We start from the raw sequence: 18,491 nt of genomic DNA on the forward strand, positions 1-18,491 counted from the left end.
AGTGGTCGCTCACACCTTTCTCGGCTTGGGCATCGAGCTCCCGCTGCAGCCAGCGTTACGGGTCGCCGCCTTGAGCATGCAGCTCCCGCGAAGCTCAGTGCCGGCGCCGAGCTTGAGATGCGGCTCGCCCGAATGTGCTTCTGGCAGGGGAGTTACGTAAGGGCTGGGGTCGACCTTCAGCGCCATTACTATCCGGATCCGTTGCTGATTACGGACCTGGATCTTCTGGCGTACTCGTTCACCCCGCAGATGAAGTCCGTCAAGTTGATCGGGGAGGCGAAGAGCGGGACCGGGAAGTCGGCCCCAAAGCCACTGGACCGCGTCATCTGGTTGGCTGGGCTACAGCGAATTGTCCGCGCTGACCACGCGATCTTGCTGACCGCCACGCCACCGTCCGAGAGAGTTCGTGACCTTGCTAGGACGCTCGACGTCGCCGCGCTTAGCACCGGCGATCTAGGAAGATGGGAGCAACGAGACCTCGCTGAGATGCAACAGAATGCTGGAAGCCAGGGCCCGGAAGCATGGCAGGCGACTGCATCCACTCACTTCGCAGTCAAGAAGGAGCCAGTTCTCGAGCGCGCCTTCTGGTCGCTCCGGTCGGAGATCTGGTTCGTCTCTCCGTGGCAGGCAACGAAGCGCTGCGTCGGGATCATCGCCGAGCTTCGAAAGTGGTGGACGCCAACGCTCGACGATGACGACCAGGCGGCGCTGCGTTGGCTGTACGCGGAAGCGATCTCTGTGCTCGGGCTCCAGATCGTCATGCTGGTAGGTCTGGCTCGCTCAACCGACCCCCGAGATTGGCGCCAGCAGGTGGAGGACCGCTTGGCCGAAGGGCTCGTTCCGGCTCACGCGATGCGAACGCTATCGAAAGCAGTTGACATGTATGTTGCTCGGGCACTGTCGGCTGCTGGTGCTGATGCCACGCTGAAGGCGGAGTCTGTCGGTGCCTTCGAGCCCGCACCCCCACCTTGGACTGAGCAACTTGTCGAACTGATCAACCGACTCGCAGAAGAGTCGACGCTGAGTGAGTTGCCCCGCCATATCGACTTAGTGATCCACGAGCGATTGGTGAAGCGAAGACACATTGCACCGGACCTTCTACAAATCTGCGGCCACGATCTCGCATCTGGCGAGCGACACCGTCGTTGGCTCGCCGCATTCCTGCGCTCCGCGGCGGAGATACCAGATGCCGTCAGCAAGGCCCTCACGGCATGAAGACCTCCTGGAGACGGGGCCTTTCCCCGGGCATCAATCGGCTCACGGCTGCGCGCTGAGGCCGGATGTCTTTGGCTCTTTGGGTGGACACGCGGGCGCCAAGGTGAATCACAGCCGTTCGATGAGAAGCGTCGTTTGGCCCCTGTGGCGGGCTCGTGTCAACCTCGCGAGCTCGGCCGTCGGTTGGCGTGGACGGCCTCCGGTCGGGTGGCGAGGCTGTCGTCCCCAGTCTGACAAGTTCGCACCGCCGTCTTGCGTCATAATGACTACATGAGCGAACCTCCCCAACTTGTGAGCATCGGCTACGAGGGCAGGGACTTGAGCCAACTCGTGCGCGCTCTTCAGAGTTGCGATGTTCAGGTGCTGATCGACGTCCGTCTGACCCCGATATCCAGGAAGCGAGGGCTCTCCAAGTCGGCCCTCCGTGACGCGCTTGGCGCGGCCGGGATCGGCTACGTACATCACAGAGAGCTCGGAAACCCGAAAGACAACCGTGAGGCCTTTCGGCACGGCTCCACTCAATCCCGGATGCTGTACCGGCAACTACTTGAGTCGGATGAGGCTATGGGTGCGATTCACCACGTGACTGAACTCCTCGATGAGGGCACTGTGGCTCTGTTGTGCTTCGAACGTGACCATTCCCAGTGTCACCGTGGAATAGTCGCGGACGTCATTGCCGAGGAGATGCCAGTGGAGCTGACCTGCGTCTAGGTCTTCCGGGGGTACCAGACGCCAAGCCCCATGAAGGATTGAGGGTGTAGTAGCTGGTTCCCAACGAAAAGGTGGGCATCCTTGTCTTCAGAAAAGAGCCCCTGCCACTTTGCGCGCAGGCGTTCGGGGATCTCGTCCGCTGGGTAACGAAGCGACCAGGTACGACCAGCCTGTCCGACCTCCCAGTCGATCAGCGACTGGTCGTGCCCCTTGCAGGCTGGATCTGTGCAGCAGTACCGAACCCGCATGTCGTAGGGCTGTGGTTCGAGTTCATTGCGGACGTAATCCTCATCGAAGAGCGTTGGCATTGCCGCCCGGGCCACTTTCTGCTGCTGTGCTCGATTCCAGGGCTTCCCTTTGGTGACGCTCACTTGCGGATTCAAAGGCTTGACTAGGCCGAGCGAGGGGCCCAGAGTATGAGGTGGAAGGTTCTTGTTAGCGCTGATCAACGCACAGGTTGTGGTGGCGCCCACCAGAGAGCCCAGCATCTCGCGACGCCTAGTCCACTTTCCTCGCTGCGAATCGATGACCTCGCCCGAGATGAGGCGTGAGATGTCAGGGGTGTACGACTCTGATCGGATGTCCTTGGCGCCGCGTGAGCGTATCGGGACCTCCACAATCTGGTACTTCTTGAATTGCAGATCGTAATCGAGCAGGCGGAAGGAGATCGGGTAAAGCCGTACCCACTCCGGCTGCGGCGTGTCAAGACGCACGCCGGCTGTGCACACTGTCTCGAGGTGCCTCTCGGACGGCGTCGGGTAGGTCTTCGCGGTAATGAGGATGCGGGCCTGCACCATTCCTTGGGCTGCCTGAGCAGTCATGCGTCTCCTTCGATCATGATGAGACCCATAATGTCGAAATGCGGGATCCGCGTCAGGTAGTTCGGAGAGGAACCTCGGGCGCCGCACCGCGCGGCGGCGCCCGTTCCGTCAATATTGGGACATGGCCGACGATGCCCGAACGGGTCCGGCGAACCCGAACCGGGTGGACGCGCTCTTCAGCTATGTGGTGGCGACTGACTCTGGATTTGCGCCGAATCCGTTCTTCGGGGTTTGCACGTTGGCGTGCTGCAAGCCAGCGATCCGCAGGGCGATTGGCGGACGGCTGCTGCGTCAGTCGGGACGAGCCGACATCACTGAGCTGCGGAGGTCAGATCCGGGCTACATCCGAGCGCAGAACATCTGGGTGGTCGGGCTGGCCGGTGTTGGGCTGCGGGGTCGTCCGCATCGGTCGGTGGTGTTCGTGATGCAGGTCACCGACGTCCTCGATTTCGAGTCGTACCACCGGGAGTATCCGCAGAAGCGTCCGATGCGGACGCCGCCGGCCACGTCCGTTGATCCGGCCTGGCATGGGGATGCGATCTACACCGGCAACGATCCGGCCACCGCGCGCCAGCTGGCCCCGTCCGCGCACTCCAACGGTGAGGCCGAGGACGAGGGCAACAAGTGGCACGACCTCGGCGGACGCTACGTCCTGGTGTCGGATCACTTCGTCTACTTCGGGCCGGACGCGCCCTACTTGCCGATCGAGGGGAAGTTGCACCGCGGCAGGGGGCATCGCTCGAATCACGGCGCCGAGGCCATCGCCGAGCTAGAGGCGCTGCTCAACGGGGAGTGGGCTGAACTGCTCGACGATCCAGAGAGGCGGGTGAGCTTCGTCGCGGGCGACCAGCCGAGCTGCGACTGCGGATGCGCAACGATCCACGCCGACTCCGACAGACATCGCTCAACTGGCGTCGGGACCCGCGCTCTTGCGACGAGACTGTGAGCTGATCGCGTTGGCCGCCTTTGCAGCAACGCCACGCGCTCAGTAGCAGGGGCGGCTAGTGGAATGGGACTGTGTCGCAAGAGTGGCCAACACGTTGCCTGAATCGCCGGGCGACACGAGTAGCTTCGTGGCTCCGCAACATCGGTCCCCGCTCAATGTTGCCGCTACCCTGGTGATCCCAGTCAATTCACGTTCTAGGGCTGCAAGGTGAACGAGCACTTTTTCCGCAGACAATCTACATATGCTCGAATTCGTGATCTCAGTACTCCTGACCACTGGGTTGTCTACGTGGGACTAGGCGCCACGATCGACCGAACGGATGTCAGCTGGAGCAACTTGGTTCAGCAGTTGCTCGGGAAGTTCTGGAAGGAGACGGATGCCAATCTGGAGGATGTCTCTGATTGGGTGACGAACCTCGGACCCGAGCGTGCGGCAACTGCGGCTGAAGCCCTGTATCAGTGGCGAGACAAGGGCAATTGGGTTGGTCATCTGCAAGCTGATCTTGGTTCGATTCTCTATGGGCCGCGCCGCATGATGGCCGGAATGCTGCTCCAGGCGCTGAGCATGTGGGCCGCGATGATTGCGTGGCAAGGAGGATCAGTCCTTTTTGTCACTCCCAATTACGACAGCTATCTCTATGAGGAGTTGCATCTTCAGTCGGAAGGGCTGGCTCCGCGGGTGGTGTTGAACCCTGTGGTGGTCTTAGGCGAGGGCGAGGGCCTTCCCGGCAACGTCACTAGCCCGGGCTCACTGACGTGTGTGCACCTGCATGGATCGGTGCCCTACGGCGACCGCCCTGTCGGAATTCCAGTCGTAGGTGAGGTTACCTACAGCATGACGAGTGCCCGCACGTCCGCGTTCCTAACTGAGTGCATTGAGTCTGCGCGACTGCTGATAGTGGGCTCGTCAGTAAGCGACGGGCCACTAGTTTCGAGTTTGATAGCTACTTCAAGCTCTGAGGGCCTGCAACCGCGCTATGCGATCCTGCCGCATCAAGGCTCGGAGTGGCTTGCGTCATCAGGTGTTCGCCACGGCATAAAGGCGCTTAGCTCTGACCGGCTCGCTGCGCTGGCGCTCACCGCCATCAATCCGGACTTCTACTCACAAGTAGCGCAACTGCTTCTCGAAAGCACCTGGGCACTCATGCGCGGCGACGTGGATCGTCTTGAAACCGTAAGGTACCGACGGAGGTACGACGAACGGTTGGCGCGTTGGTGGAGGGGTTGGTCCGGGCACTGTGATGACTCGGCAGCCCAGGCGTTCCACCACGACATTCTTGACAGGTATCTGAAGATGGTGCGCTTCCAGCTTGGCGCCAGCCCGGACGAAGGGTTGAAGATTGAGATATGGGCGCGATGGAGCCCGAACCATCTGCGCGAACTGGCACTTTGGGCGGCCTCCATTGGGACTTGGCGCGACCACGAGCTTATGCGTCGCGACACTATCTCGCTTGAGAGTCCATATTTCGCGGTTCGGGTGTTCTGCGCAGGCTCGCCGCAGTTGGACGCCGCCGGTGCAGACGCGCCAGGGAGATGGAAGACGTCGTTTGGAATGCCCCTTTGGCATGATGGCAAGGGTGATGGGCCAGTTCCCGTGGGTGTTGTCGTCGTCTCCAGCACATGGGGAGTGAAAGCGGGTCCCGGCCATGGCGAGAGCTCGCTAAGGGAAAGGAACCTTGATCGCATTCAGCGAGCGATGCCGTGGCTGGAGGAGGCAGGTGAACTGATCCTTGACAAGGAGATTCCAGCCAAGAGTCGGGGCGAAGTGCTGCGTGAGATTGACCGCGCGCTGGGTGCCTAACGGAGGCTAGAGCGGTTTGGCCTCTGGATTCACCATGGCGATATCGGAGACAAGCCAACGGTTTCGCCGAAGGTTGCGGCGGTATACAGCCTCAAGCTTCGCGCGAGTCGCGGGGTCGCCCACCCCCTTGGTGAGCTCACGCAGAGTGAACACCTCGGTTGGCTTGAGGTCCTTCACAGGCTCATCGAGGGTCATGCGTCGTTCCCTTCCCCGGGGCACACCGACATGAAACCGCGCGGGTGGTGGTACGCGACCCCGGTGCCAGTAGCCGTTCGGTCATGCGACCACACCGGACATCTGGGTTGAGTGGCCGTTCCTGCCGAACTTGGCGCGGGTTCCGCGACGCGAATGTGTCGCGGGGAGAAGGCGAGTGTGTCGCTGCTCAACTCAACTCGGACTAATTGCGGTTCCTGATACGCACCAACAGTCACCATGTGAGCATCCTGCAATACCTGACGCGGTTCGCCACGTAGGCGAACCGCGTGTTGCAGTTCGAGAAATTGCACCAAGTGCTCCAGTGTGACGTCGTGCGTCGGCTCGCGTCTTGCTTCAACTACAGAAGCTGCGGTTATCGTCCACCGCAGAGGCTGGGCTTGGCAAGTACCCTTTCGTTGGCCGGTCGGCTAGGGGGTCGCCGCGGATCGTGCGCTAGTTGGTGCCTGAGTGCTGCCCCACATCCGACCGCAAGGCGGGGTCCGTCGCTGTGACCTGGGCATACTCCCGCCGCGTCTGCGGCGACCTGTTTGCGCCGTGGTGAGCCGGAGGCCTTGTAGTCCAGGGCCGTCGGGTCAGGGTTGGGGCTTAGGCGGTCTGAGCGACGGTGGCGGCGACGACGTGAAGGTCGCGCATCGCGGCAGAGTGAGGCACCGGACGGAAATCGTTGATCAACCGGGCGAGGGCGGTCGCGGCGGCTCGGATCGGCCGCTGAGCCTCAGGAGTCGGCGATGGTGCTCAGCAGCGCGCAGGCGTGGGCGATGGCGTGCTGGTCCTCGGCGTTGAGGGCGCGGAGTTGGGCGTCCAGCCAGGCGTGGCGCTGGGTGCGGGTGGTCGCGGCGATGTCGTCGCCTTCGGGGGTGGTGCGGAAGAGCACCTTGCGGCGGTCTTTCGGGTCGGGGGTGCGGATCGCGTAGCCGGCGGAGGTGAGTCGGTTCACGCTCTGGCTCATGGACGCCGGCGCGACCTGGCCGTACTCGCTGAGCTCGGTCAGGGTCTGCGGGCCGTGCTTGTGTAGCCAGATGAGCACGTCCAGGGCGGTGTCGCCGAGGCTGCCTTCGGGACGTTCGCTGCGGAAGCGGCGATAGAGCCGTCCCACCGTGGACCTGACCTGGCCTCCGAGACCTCCGTCGAGGGCGTCGTCCACTCCGTTTGCTTCCGTCTCCATAGATCGTTAGCATACCTAAAAGACGATCTTTAGTACACCTAAACATCGTGACTCGCCAACCACCGATGCCTTCCTCGGAGCTACCCATGTCATCACCCACCGCCGCTGCAGGGTCAGCCGTGATGGAGAAGCCGTTCTCGTGGCGGTTCACCACCCCGCTGTTCATTGGCTCGGCGCTGAACCCGATCAACAGCTCGATGATCGCCACGGCGCTCGTCCCGATCGCCACCGGACTGGGCGTCCCCATCGGGCAGACCGCTTCCCTGGTGACCGCCCTCTACCTGGCCAGCGCGATCGCCCAGCCCACCGCGGGCAAGTTGGCCGCGGTGTTCGGCGCCCGACGGGTCTTCGTCGTCGGGATCGTCCTCGTGCTGCTCGGCGGCGTGCTGGGGGGAGTGGCGCCGAGCCTGGCGATGGTGCTGTCCGCCCGGGTGTTGATCGGGCTGGGGACGTCGTGTGCCTACCCGTCCGCCATGATGCTGATCCAGCGTCGGGCCGCGCAGACCGGCATGGAGAAGCCGCCCGGCGGCGTGCTCGGTGGTCTGCAGATCGCAGGGATGGCCACCGCAGCGCTCGGCCTGCCGATCGGCGGGGTGATCGTGCAGACCATCGGCTGGCGTTGGGTGTTCTTCATCAACGTCCCCGCGGCGCTGATCGCCCTAGCCGCAACGCTGATCTGGATCCCGCGCGACCCCGTCCCGCAGGAGCGCAGGAACGTCCGCGGCGTGCTGTCCAGCATCGACCTAGCCGGGATCATCGGCTTCGGGCTGGCCACGATCGCGCTGCTGCTATTCCTGTTCTCCCTGCAGAACCCCAACTGGACGATGCTGGCCGCCGCCGTGGTCCTGTTCGTCGCACTGACCCTGTCGGAACTGCGCGCCGCGTCCCCGTTCCTCGACGTGCGACTGCTCGTCCGCAACGGTGCCCTGACCCGCACCTACATCCGCTTCGCCCTGGTCGGGCTGTGCGTCTACGTGGTCATGTACGGCGTCACCCAATGGATGGAGGCCGCGCGCGGCATGTCCGCGCTGAGCGTCGGACTGCTCCTGCTGCCGATGGGGGTCATCTCCGGGGTGATCGTCGCGCCGATCTCGAAGCGCAACCTGGTCCGCGGGCCGGTGATTGTCGCGGCCGTCGCCAGCCTGATCGGCTCCATCGGCGTGGCCTTCCTCACCTCCGACACCAACATCGCGTGGATCATTGCGATCACGGTGGTCTTCGGTGTGGTGCTGGGGACGGCCTCCAGCGGCAACCAACTCGCCCTCTACCTCGAGGCGCCACCCGAGCAGCTCGGCGTCGCGTCCGGCCTCTTGCGGACGTTCGGCTACATCGGCTCGATCGCGTCCTCGGCCATCGCCGGCATCGTCTTCCACACCGAAGCCACCGACAGCGGCGTCCGCACCATCGGCGCGATCATGATCGTGGTCAGCCTCATCGCGGTCGCTTTCACGGTCTTCGACCGCTCCCTCCGCCGCCACGCCGGCACCACGTCCCACGCCTAGAAGGAAGCCAGTTCATGCCCGTCAACCCCCTAGGCGTCCTGCTCCGCAAGCGGCGTGCCGGACACCACACCCTCGCCTGGGCCACGCCCGAACTGCAGGCACCCGGAACCTTCGTGCTGACCAGCCCGGCCTTCGACCACGGCACTCCGATCCCGCCCCGACATCGCGGACGGATGCGCGGACCCAACATCTCACCGGCCCTGACCTGGACTCCGCCGCCGGCGGGCACTCAGGAGCTCGTCCTCATCGTTCAGGACCCCGATGTGCCTCTCGGCCGACCGGCCACGCATGCCCTCACTCTCGGCATCGACCCCACTGCCCAGGGCATCCCGGAGAACGGGCTCACTCACCCCAGCCCCGTCCGTGGACTCCGCCACGGCAAGGGCGGTCTCGGTCGCCGCGGCTACTCAGGTCCGCTGCCGATTCGCTCCCACGGCCCGCACAGCTACGTGTTTCAGCTGTTCGCCCTCGACCAGCAGATCGATCTGCCCGACACGTTCACCCTGGACGACACCGTCCAGGCCATGGCTGGACATGTGATCGCCCGCGCCCGTCTGGACGGGACCTACGAGATCCGCTGACGGCACACAATCACGTTCGCCAGCGAGGAACCCTGCGATCACTCGAGTCGGGTGCGCGCACTCATCTCCGCTAGCTGCACTGTCGCCTCATCGCCTGCAGTCAGGCGTGGCTGTTGTATCCCTCAGTGCCCCTTGGTGTGCGGGAGGGCAGGCGGTGCTGACAAGGGTGAGAGTTGGCCCAAACTCTCACCGCCGATTACCCATGCGTGTCATAGTTGAGAGCAAGCGAATACTAGATAATTGAGGATTATCTGTTGTCCAGCGTCATGCAGGTGCTCGGCTACGACACGGTCGTGCGGGAGTTGTCGGAAGGCCTCAAAACCGCCGATGAAATCCAGCTTCTAACCGGGCCTCCTGGCGTAGGCAAGTCAACGATCGCAAGAGTGGTTGGCTCTGCTTGGCAGGACGCAGGAGGCGTGACTCTCACTGCCGTCGGTGACATCGATCGCAGCGCCTCAACGCTCGCGCCCTTCGGCTACGCACTCGAGAGCCTGCCGCAGGGATGGAGGGGTGCGGTACCAGTCGTGGCTGGCATAGGCCAGATGGCCCTGGCTGCCGTGAACATGGCGGGCCTCGTCGAAGGGCTTGCTCAGGTGGTGGATGGCGCAAGGCGGCTCGGCCCATCCCGCAAGAGGGGACACTCCCGAGTCTTCAGCGATGCCGAGCAGCATGCCCTAGCCGTGTTGGAGCGGGCGTCTAGGAAGCGACCGCTACTCCTGATCGCCGATAACCTGCATTGGTGGGACGCGGGTTCCTTAAAGTTCCTTAGCTCATTGCTAGACGAAGAGTTGCGAGAGTCGTATCCCTTCCTGACTCAGCTTCGCGTGATTGCTGTTGAGACTCTCGCCAAGTATCAAGGCGTTGTCTATCCGCGAGCCCATGACGACGCGCTTGCCGCCAGGTGGGTTCGCCGCCGTGAGCTAGGTGAGATAGTTCCATCCCAGTTCCGAGAAGTCCTGACCGCTTTTGGTGCGCCGGCTGGCACGCCGAGCGAGACGGTGGAGGACATTTACGCGCTGACTGGCGGACACCTGCAGCTGGCTCAGCGGGCGGCGGAGTACCTATCCCGCTACGGGCCCAGCCAACTCACAACCATGAGCATCACAGCCTTTCGGCGAGAGCTGTTCGGCGAACGCGTGCGCGCACTCGGCAATGTTGGTAACGAGCTCCACTCCCTACTGCAGATCGCGGCAACCATCGGGCTCACCTTCCGACAAGCCGAGGTTGTGTGCGCCTACCCCGGCGAGGATGCCGAGGCGCGTCGCCTGATCCGGAGGTGCTGCGATGAACGCGTCATCGAAGGAGGAGCGAGCACATACCGTTTTGTGCACGACATCATCCGCGAGTACTTCCGCGATCCCGAACTGACTGACGGCGTGGAAGTGCATGAGCGGCTAATGGACTGCCTACGGGTCCTCCGGCCTGATGACTATGAGACCCGCTGCATCAACGCACTTCGTGCTGAGCGGACGAAGGAGGCTGCAGTCCTAGGACTTCAAGCGGGCCTCCAGGCCACCCGAGATCACAGCAGGACCCTAGAGGACCTCTCTCCAGAGGTCCGACAAGCCATTGCTGATGGCGGGCTAGCTGACGCGCTCAGTGCACTGGTGCAGGCAACCATCGCTCTCGGCGCCTACGAGTTTGAGAAGTGCCTTGATCTGGTCGATCGCGTTCCACGAGGTTTGGCACGCTCGGTCAATGCTGAGGCGGACTGCATAGCTGCGGCGTGCCTGATGGCCACTCGGAGTGAGGTGAACCGACGGTCTGGCCGGGAACTGTTGCACTCCTGGCGGGGTATCGAGTCAGAGGAGTTCGACCTGGGTTTTCGGCTTATGCGCCACCTCCTTTACGGCCTCGCAATGACCACAGATAAGGGCGAAGCTCGCGCGCTTGAACGGGATCTCCGAAGCCGTCTCGAGAGTCGAGTTGGCTTCGACGAGAGCGCTGGTGACCAACTCCACATCCTCGACAGAAGCGCCGGTGCAGTCGAGCAGCCGGATATCGCTCTCCGCCGTACAAGACGCGCCGCCGAGTACTTCGCGCCGCGTGACGAAGAGTCTGTCATTCGGAAACCACTTGAGTACTACCGGTGCCTCCTGAACTATGGGGCGAACCTAATCTGCAACGCTCGCTACGACGATGCGATCACGGCGCATGAGAGACTCGTTGCTTTGATCGACGACTTCGAACCGGGGACCTTCCCGAGGGTGGACTACGCGCACGGCAATCATCTGCTGGCCAGCCTCCGCGGCGGCCGAGTCACGCCGGGTGAGGCTGCCTCGCGTCAACGAGAGATCATCGCCGTGCACGGCAATAGAGAAGACCCCTTCTATCTTCATAACGCCTTCGCCGTGTACCTAGCACTCTCCGGTGACCTCGATGGTGCGCTTAGTCAGTTCAAGATTCTTCGCAGTCACCTCAATGCCACCCGCACAAGTCCTGAGCCCAGCATGGTCTACCTTCTCGGCAGCAACGAGACCGCCGTTCGGTTTTTAGCCGGCGAAGACTTCGATGTACTGCGGGTGTGGGACGGCCTTGGGACAACGCTCTCCGCCATCGCCTACACCACCGTCAGCTTTCTTGAACGTCGGCATCTGTTTCTACGCGAGAGCTTCACGGAAGCGAGCCTCACGCCGAGCGAGTTTGATCGGTATGTGATCGACCGCCATCCGGTGGAGTTCGGCCCGTTGTGGGACAACTACGGAAGAGGGTTCCGGCTACCGGAGGTGGAGCTCTGGCGAGACTCCTGAGGGAGTCCGTATGCCCGATGCTGGCAGACTGGCGGCCAGTATCGCCCGAAGGAACTCCTCGTGAGTGAAACCCCAGTGCGACATTGACGCGAAAGCCGAGCTGCCCCTGCTCAGGCCCGGGGACACTCCGACGTCGAAGATGAAGGGGTTCCCCGACTCGTCGACACGGAAGTCGATCCGGGCGAAGGCATCCAGCTCTAGTGCGATGAAGGCCCGGAGTGCGAGAGAGTGAAGCCGTCCGACAAGGTCTTGGTCTGTGAGCGCTTGGTACGTGACTCCGCCAGACATCAGGTTGTCATCAATCGTCATGACTGCTTCTGGATCCAATGGTGCCTTCGCAAGGACTGCGACAACGGGGGGAGTACCCATCAACTCGGGTGTCGCGAGTACGGGAACGCAGACTTCTTGCCCCGCGACGAACTCCTGCACGGTCACGGATTGACCGATCCGCTCCGCGATTGCCGCGACCCGGTTCGTGCTGGTCGAGTCAGCGAGGAAGATCGACTCGTCCGTTACGCCAACCGACCACGACTCGTAGGTCGACTTCGCAATGACCTTCAGGCCCTCTGTGGGTGAATGGCCGCCGGCCCAGCCGGTTTCCTTGCGGTAGTGCCAGGTGCGAGGCGTGGGCAGTCCCAGACTGCTCAGCAGGCTCAGATAGTGGAACTTGTGGCGACCTAGCGCACAGGCGTAGGCGTTCGAGTTGGCGCAGAGGAACCCGTATGAATCTGCGACGGCGGGCACTAGTGCCTTGCGTCCTGGCATGAACGCGTCGTGCGCGATCGAGCCTTCAATGCCGTTGTAGACGACCTTCATGCGCCGCTGGAGTGAGCCGAGTCGGCCGGATGCCGCAGCACCGATGAACTCCCGCTCACCCTCGAACAACTCTACGTAGGCCCCGATGCTGCGGAACGCCTCCACCGTCTGCCTCAACTGCTCATCGGATACGCATCGCTGAGTGAAGAACGCTCGCTCAAGACCGGGGCGCTCCCCCGCGCGGCTCGGCCGATCGTAGACGAGAAAGAGTGCAAGCTCGGGTGCTTCACGCTCCATCCGCCGGATAAGGGCCTTGACCGCCGCCCGACCATCACCAGCGGCTTCATTGTTCGCTGACAACAGATAATCCTCAATTATCGTGGAGGAACCTCTGGGTGAGGACGTCGGCGTTGGTGACTGCGCGGTGCAGAGCGGTGTCCGAGACGTGCGTGTAGATCTCGGTCGTGGTGATGCTTGCGTGGCCGAGCAGTCGCTGAACTACGCGGATGTCGACTCCCGCCTCGAGGAGTTGGGTCGCTGCAGCGTGGCGGAGCATGTGGGGCGTCACTGGCTGCTCGATGCCGGCTTGCTCGGCGGCGCGCTTGATGCGCCAGCGGATCGTCTCGGCCGTGATGGGGTTCCCGCTGCTGTTGAACAGCAGGTAGGGGTGAGTGACACCCGCCGAGTCGCGGTACCCGAGGTACTCATCGATCAGCCTCTTCAGCCACGGGCCAACGATGTAGACCACTCTCTCGCGTTGTCCCTTGCCATGGACTCGCACCGCTCCCGCTGTGAGGTCAATGCTCTTGCACGTGATCGTCGCAGTCTCGCTCACGCGCGTGCCGGTGACGAGCATCAGGCTGACAGCCAGCAGCGTGGTTGCGGTGGCAGGTTGCTCCCGGATGTCGCCGTGGAGGCTGCCCGTTCGGCGGAGCTGCTTGCGGAGGTAGCTGTGGAGCGTCTCCAGATCACCGCTGCGAGCGACCTTGGGCAGTGTGTATCCGCCGCCTGGGCGAATATCGACCGACGCCCACAGTCCGGGCTGCGCGAGTTGGCGGTCCACCATCCAGGAGTAGAAGCCGTGGAGTGCGCTCGAGCGCCTCATGATCGTGCGAGAGGTGAGCCCCGCTTGGCGTTGCCCCTGTAGGAACCTAAGGAAGTGGCCTGCCGTCAGTTCAGTTGTGTCTATGGCCGCGTCCATCTGGCGCAGCCACAGCGTCAGATCGGAGTCGTATGCGCGTGCCGTGTGCGGTGACGGGTCCTTCGTCATCCGGTACCAACCTAGGTACTGCTCGACCGCGGAGCTGGTCTGCATCGTCAAATCCATCCTTCATGTGTTGAGATCGGTGACCGGGGACCCCTGCTCTCGCGGGCGCCAATCGGCAATCGCGCAGCGACAAGGTGAAACGGCCATGGCTTCTCACGCGAGGATGTACCGGTTGGCGCACAGGTGGGCGCAACTGGCTGATGGTGAACACGTACAACGCCGGCCGCAGGACGCGATGCGAACCCAGTTCGGGGTCGCCTCAACCACTCGCGTCAGCGAGTAACTGGAGCCTCAGGAGAAGGCAGTGCTGCGGCTCAGCCCTTCGAGCGGGATCCGGCGGTGAGCTTGGGTGCGAAGTTGGCGAACTCGTAGTCGAAGACGTCGGTGCGGATCTCGCCGACCAGGCCCCGATAGAGCTCGACGCCGACGTACTTGGTGGCCAGCTTGAGGCGTCCCTCCTTCTCCAGGCGCCGGACGCTGACCTGTACCTGCGGTTCGTCCAGCACGCGCAGTGGACGGAACTGGCTGGCCCGCCGGACCAGGTCGTGGTCTTCGGCCAGTCGCAGCGACTCGTCGAAGCCGCCGACCCGCTCGAAGAGCCGGCGCGAGATCACGATGCAGAACCCCGGCGCATGCGGGTCGACGTACTGTCCGACCTTGATCACGGCCATGCAGGCGCTGTGCAGAAACTTGTCGAGCGAGCTGTCCGACAGCGGGACGATCTGGCAGGTGGCCAGGTCGAGGAACCGGCCCTCCAGCTGCTCATGCAGGTCGGCCAGGAACGTCCGGGAGATCCGGACGTCCGCGTCCAGGAACACCAGGAACGCGCCGGTGGCCGCGCGGGCGCCGTTGTTGCGTCCGATCCCGGGCATCCCGCCGGCAACCACCCGAGCCCCGGCGGACGTGGCCATCTCCACTGTCTGATCAGTCGAGCCGGCATCGGCCACGATGACTTCGAAGCTGCGGAACTCCTGGGCCTCGAGGTCGGCGAGCAGGCCGGGAAGCAGCTCCGCTTCGTTCAGGGTCGGAATCACGATGCTGAAGGCGATCGGGTCAGTCCGGGTCATGGCGATGCTCCTTTCCTCGTCGTTGCGACGGTGAGTCAAGCGGCGCTGCGGTCGGCCAGCCGGCCGGCGACCAAGTGGTCGCCGATCGTGTCGAACGAGTGGAAGTTGCGCAGGACGTCCTCTGCGGCTGCGCGTCCGGCTTCGATCAGCTGCGGGACGTCCGCAGGAGACCACTTCGACAGCCCCCTCAGGTCGGGTCGGATGGTGAGGGTGGACGCCTCGCGCTCCAGCTTCGCGATGGCCTCGGCGGTGCCGGGAGGTGCGGCCACCCACTCCGGGCTGAGCCGGACGGCGATGGTCCAGCGGGCGCCGAGCTGTCGGGCGGCTTCGATCGGGAGGTTCGCCCGCAGCCCGCCGTCGTACAGGACCTCGTTGTCGCGGATCACCGGCGGGAACAGTCCGGGAATGGCGACGCTCGCCCGCAATGCGTCGGCCAGTGATCCACTGGTGATCACGACGGTCTTGCCGCTCCGCACGTCCGTGGCCACCGCACCGAACCGGATCGGCAGCTCCTCGATGCGTTGCACGGTCTCCAGCCGGCTCAGGGTCTCGCTCAGCGCTTGGGAGTCGAGGATCCCGAGCCGCGGGGTCAGGGTGAGTCGACCGACCGCCGCCCAGCTGCTGGACAGCATGAGTTCCTCGATCTCGTCCAGCGGCGTCCCGGACGCATAGGCGGCACCCACCAGGGCGCCGGCGCTCGTCCCGGCGACGACCTCGGGGTACAGGCCACGGGCGTTGAGGGCCTGCAGGACGCCGAGGTGCGCGGCACCCAGGACGGCGCCACCACCCAGGGCCAGGCCCAGCCCGGGGGTGGTCATCGTCTCGCCTCGACCGCGCGGCGTCCGGGCAACTCCTGTGCCCGGGTGGGGTTCAGGCCGTCCAGAAGCAGGCTCAGGTAGCGCCGGCGAGTGCCCTGGTCGGTATCCAGCAGTCCGGGGACGGCGGTGACCATGGCGAGCAGGGCCGGCACGTCATCGGGATCGAGGTCGGGACGCAGGTTGCCGGCGGCCTGCGCCCGAGCGATGGTGTCGCGCAGTTCCTCGTCGCGGGCCAGGAACTCGCTGGTCACCGAGGCGATGTTGCCGATCGACTCGACGACGCCGCGCTCCCGCTCGAGCAGGTCGACCAGGCGTTCGGCGACCGACAGCAGATCGTCCCGGGACGCGTCCGAGGCGCAGAACTCGGTGAGCAGCGGACGAACCTCCTCGACGAACACCCGCTCCATGACCGCCTCGGCCAACTTCTCCCGGTTCGGGAAGTGCCGGTAGAGGGTGGCGATGCCGACCCCGGCCTCCTTGGCGATCAGGTTCAACGTGGTCGATCCCGGACGCCGCAGTGCCTCGCGGGCAGCCGCGAGGATCCGTCCGATGCTGGAGGCGGCGTCGGCGCGCAGCGCCTGCAAGGGTCCAGTGGTATCCGATAGCACACTCTCATTTTGATAGTGAGCTATCACTTCTGTCAACCAGGTCGGTGGCGCGGCCTCGAGTTCAGTGCGTTCCCGTGGGTGGCTGCGGTCGGTCAGGCCTGGTGCCTCCGATCAGCCCCGGCGACGCTCGGACGGCTGGGGCCGCTACTCGCCGTGGCCGGCGTTGGCTGCCGTGCGGGGAAGCAGGGGAATGATGGCGAGGACGGCCAGGCAGACGATTCCCACCACGATGAGGCAGACCTGCATGGCGTGGGCCATGTCGGTGCCGTAGGCCAACCAGATCGAGGTGATCACGGCTGAGCCGATCGCGCCGGCGAGTTGCTGGACGGCCGACAGGCTGCCACCGGCCGAGCCGGCCTCGTCGGGGGACGCGTCGCCCACGGCGATGTCGAACAGAGTGCCGAAGGTCAGCCCCATGCCGAGGCCGGTGACCACCATCGGCCCCACCAGATCCCAGGTTCCCAGTGCGAGCCCGTTGCTATAGACGGTGAGCCACAGCCATCCGGCGCCGAGGGCTGTGGTGAGGACGCCCGCGGCCACCAGGTTGCGACCGAGCTTGCCGATCAGGGGTGCCGCGATGAAGGAGGCGACGATGATGCCGACCGACATCGGCACGATGCCGGTGAGTGCGGTCTGGACCGGGTCGCGGTGCAGTGCCTGCTGGCAGAACAGCGACACGACATAGGCCATTCCAGTGACGACCGCGAAGTAGCCGAGCCCAGCCAGCAGGCCCGCGGTGAAGCCGCGGTTGCGCAGCAGCGAGGGGAGAATGAGCGGGTTGGCGGCCTTGGCCTGGCGGACGGCGAAAGCCGCGAAGGCGGCGATCCCGATCGCCAGCAAGGAGAGGGGCCATGGGCCCCAGCCGAGCTCCGGGCCCTCGATCAGGCCGGCAATCGTCCCGAGCACGGCCAGGCTGAGCAGGACGGAACCAGGCGCGTCCAGGACGACCTTGGGGTCGGCCGGGATGCGGGGCAGGATCTTCGCGGCAAGAGCGAGCCCCAGGCCGCCGAACACGATGTTGATCAGGAACATCGGACGCCAGGACAGTCCGAACCAGTTGGCGTTGACGATGTAGGCGCCCAGGATGGGTCCGCCGATCGATGCCAGAGCCATCATCGGCCCGAAGGTGGCGAAGGCGACCGACTTGAAGTCGCGCGGGAACACGGCGGTCATGATCGCGAGCCCCTGGGGGATCAGCAGAGCACCGAAGCCTCCTTGAATGAGGCGGGCGATGACCAGAACTGTCGGCGACCAGGCCAGGCCGCAGGCCAGCGACGCCAGTGTGAATCCGGTGATGCCGATCAGGAACACCCGGCGTTGGCCGAAGCGGTCGCCCAGGCGTCCGCCGAGGACGAGCAGGCTGCCGAGCGCCAGCGCGTAGGCCGACCCGAGCCACTTCAGCAAGCCGGCCCCACCGCCGAGTTCGGCGACGATCGTCGGCGCGGCGATGTTGGTGAGGGTGGAGTCCATCAGGTCGAGCATGTCGGCGATCAGGACGACGGCGAGGATCGCCCACAGGCCGGCGCGCGAGGTGGCGCCGACTGGCTCCTTTATTGGTTCGAGCGTGGTGTCCATGGGGTTCCTTCCGGTTAGCGGCCCGCCAAGGCTGGCATCGCTCTAATATTGGAACCGTTACAGATATGATGTCAACTCAGGAATCTTGGTAGGGTGATGCCGTGACCGACGAGGTGGGCCTGCGCACGCGCAAGAAGCTCCGTACCCGTGAGGCGATCAGCAACGCCGCATTGGGGTTGTTCATCGAGCGGGGCTACGAGAACGTCACTCTTTCCGAGATCGCCAGAGCGGCCGAGGTGTCGGTTGCCACCGTTTTCAGCTACTTCCCCGACGGCAAGGACGCACTCGTCTTCGAGCAGGACGAAGACCGGCGGCCGCCATCGCCGAGGCGATTCAGACCCGTGGGGACGGCGCGAGTGTGATGGACGCGGTCGAGGCGTTTCATCCTGAGTCGTGGCCCTTTCCGGAAGGGAAACGCCGCCACCCCGGTCCAGCGACTGATTGCCGAGACCGCGCCGCTGCGGGCCTACGCCCAGAAGCGGTGGGCAGCCTGCGAGCCCGTCCTGAGGTCGGCACTGGCTGAGGAGTCCCGCCGTCCCGAGGACGTGAATGTCCGAGCGCTCGCCCGATACGTTCTCGAGATCCCGGAGATCGCGGCCCAGGATGCCGATCCGCGAGCGACCGTCGGCCAGCTCTTCACTCGCCTCCGCGCAGGATGGGGCATCGCTTAGCGATCAGGTGCGGCGACATCTG

The 18,491-nt window shown here is 64.4% G+C and carries 17 protein-coding genes; 8 read left to right on the top strand and 9 right to left on the bottom strand.

Annotated elements, in window-relative coordinates:
- The first annotated feature begins 132 nt into the window (after positions 1-132).
- Complete coding sequence (locus ATK74_RS15020) at positions 133-1,215, top strand: hypothetical protein (protein ID WP_098461813.1); 1,083 nt, start codon at positions 133-135, stop codon at positions 1,213-1,215.
- A gap of 270 nt (positions 1,216-1,485) precedes the next feature.
- A complete protein-coding gene (locus ATK74_RS15025) occupies positions 1,486-1,926 on the top strand; it encodes a DUF488 domain-containing protein (RefSeq protein ID WP_098459119.1) in 441 nt (146 codons plus the stop codon).
- On the opposite strand, the gene ATK74_RS15030 is transcribed toward ATK74_RS15025, so the two are convergent.
- Complete coding sequence (locus ATK74_RS15030) at positions 1,923-2,747, bottom strand: hypothetical protein (protein WP_143483506.1); 825 nt, start codon at positions 2,745-2,747, stop codon at positions 1,923-1,925. The two genes, ATK74_RS15025 and ATK74_RS15030, sit on opposite strands and share 4 nt — an antisense overlap.
- Positions 2,748-2,868: 121 nt before the next feature.
- On the opposite strand from ATK74_RS15030, the gene ATK74_RS15035 reads away from it, so the two are divergent.
- Complete coding sequence (locus tag ATK74_RS15035; protein ID WP_098459121.1) at positions 2,869-3,693, top strand: Nmad2 family putative nucleotide modification protein; 825 nt, start codon at positions 2,869-2,871, stop codon at positions 3,691-3,693.
- A gap of 207 nt (positions 3,694-3,900) precedes the next feature.
- A complete protein-coding gene (locus tag ATK74_RS15040) occupies positions 3,901-5,493 on the top strand; it encodes a hypothetical protein (protein ID WP_143483507.1) in 1,593 nt (530 codons plus the stop codon).
- A 6-nt stretch (positions 5,494-5,499) separates the two neighbouring features.
- Here ATK74_RS15040 and ATK74_RS15045 read toward each other — a convergent pair whose 3' ends face one another.
- Both ATK74_RS15045 and ATK74_RS15050 read right to left on the bottom strand, forming a co-directional pair.
- The gene (locus ATK74_RS15045) at positions 5,500-5,688 is read right to left on the bottom strand and encodes a hypothetical protein (RefSeq protein WP_098459123.1); all 189 of its coding nucleotides are present in this window, start codon (positions 5,686-5,688) and stop codon (positions 5,500-5,502) included.
- A 736-nt stretch (positions 5,689-6,424) separates the two neighbouring features.
- On the bottom strand, positions 6,425-6,874 hold the full coding sequence (locus tag ATK74_RS15050; protein ID WP_098459124.1) for a MarR family winged helix-turn-helix transcriptional regulator: 450 nt from the start codon (positions 6,872-6,874) through the stop codon (positions 6,425-6,427).
- An 86-nt stretch (positions 6,875-6,960) separates the two neighbouring features.
- Between ATK74_RS15050 and ATK74_RS15055 the strand changes: the two genes are divergently transcribed.
- From ATK74_RS15055 to ATK74_RS15065, 3 genes are all read left to right on the top strand, one after another.
- On the top strand, positions 6,961-8,376 hold the full coding sequence (locus tag ATK74_RS15055) for an MFS transporter (RefSeq protein WP_098459125.1): 1,416 nt from the start codon (positions 6,961-6,963) through the stop codon (positions 8,374-8,376).
- 14 nt (positions 8,377-8,390) lie between these two features.
- Entirely contained in the window at positions 8,391-8,957 is a 567-nt protein-coding gene (locus ATK74_RS15060; protein WP_098459126.1) for a YbhB/YbcL family Raf kinase inhibitor-like protein, read from the top strand.
- 254 nt (positions 8,958-9,211) lie between these two features.
- Positions 9,212-11,707: an AAA family ATPase gene (locus tag ATK74_RS15065; protein WP_143483508.1), complete on the top strand. Its 2,496-nt coding sequence runs from the start codon at positions 9,212-9,214 to the stop codon at positions 11,705-11,707.
- Here ATK74_RS15065 and ATK74_RS15070 read toward each other — a convergent pair.
- From ATK74_RS15070 to ATK74_RS15095, 6 genes are all read right to left on the bottom strand, one after another.
- Positions 11,675-12,823, bottom strand: coding sequence for a D-alanine--D-alanine ligase family protein (locus ATK74_RS15070; protein WP_098459127.1), 1,149 nt, complete (start codon positions 12,821-12,823; stop codon positions 11,675-11,677). The genes ATK74_RS15065 and ATK74_RS15070 overlap by 33 nt on opposite strands.
- A 10-nt stretch (positions 12,824-12,833) precedes the next feature.
- Positions 12,834-13,778 carry a tyrosine-type recombinase/integrase gene (locus ATK74_RS15075; protein WP_169923659.1) on the bottom strand — a complete coding sequence of 315 codons (945 nt, stop codon included), beginning with the start codon at positions 13,776-13,778 and terminating at the stop codon, positions 12,834-12,836.
- A gap of 266 nt (positions 13,779-14,044) precedes the next feature.
- On the bottom strand, positions 14,045-14,797 hold the full coding sequence (locus ATK74_RS15080; RefSeq protein ID WP_098459130.1) for a glycosyltransferase: 753 nt from the start codon (positions 14,795-14,797) through the stop codon (positions 14,045-14,047).
- A 35-nt stretch (positions 14,798-14,832) separates the two neighbouring features.
- A complete protein-coding gene (locus tag ATK74_RS15085; protein ID WP_098459131.1) occupies positions 14,833-15,615 on the bottom strand; it encodes a patatin-like phospholipase family protein in 783 nt (260 codons plus the stop codon).
- Positions 15,612-16,223: a TetR/AcrR family transcriptional regulator gene (locus ATK74_RS15090; protein WP_211283226.1), complete on the bottom strand. Its 612-nt coding sequence runs from the start codon at positions 16,221-16,223 to the stop codon at positions 15,612-15,614. Before ATK74_RS15090 ends, ATK74_RS15085 begins: the two co-directional genes overlap by 4 nt.
- A 144-nt stretch (positions 16,224-16,367) precedes the next feature.
- Positions 16,368-17,798, bottom strand: coding sequence for an MFS transporter (locus ATK74_RS15095; protein ID WP_098459133.1), 1,431 nt, complete (start codon positions 17,796-17,798; stop codon positions 16,368-16,370).
- Positions 17,799-17,899: 101 nt separating this feature from the next.
- Here ATK74_RS15095 and ATK74_RS15100 point away from each other — a divergent pair, with 101 nt between their 5' ends.
- The gene (locus ATK74_RS15100) at positions 17,900-18,160 is read left to right on the top strand and encodes a TetR/AcrR family transcriptional regulator (protein WP_098461816.1); all 261 of its coding nucleotides are present in this window, start codon (positions 17,900-17,902) and stop codon (positions 18,158-18,160) included.
- Positions 18,161-18,491 lie beyond the last annotated feature (331 nt).

The sequence above is a fragment of the Propionicimonas paludicola genome (assembly GCF_002563675.1).
Lineage (GTDB): Bacteria > Actinomycetota > Actinomycetes > Propionibacteriales > Propionibacteriaceae > Propionicimonas > Propionicimonas paludicola.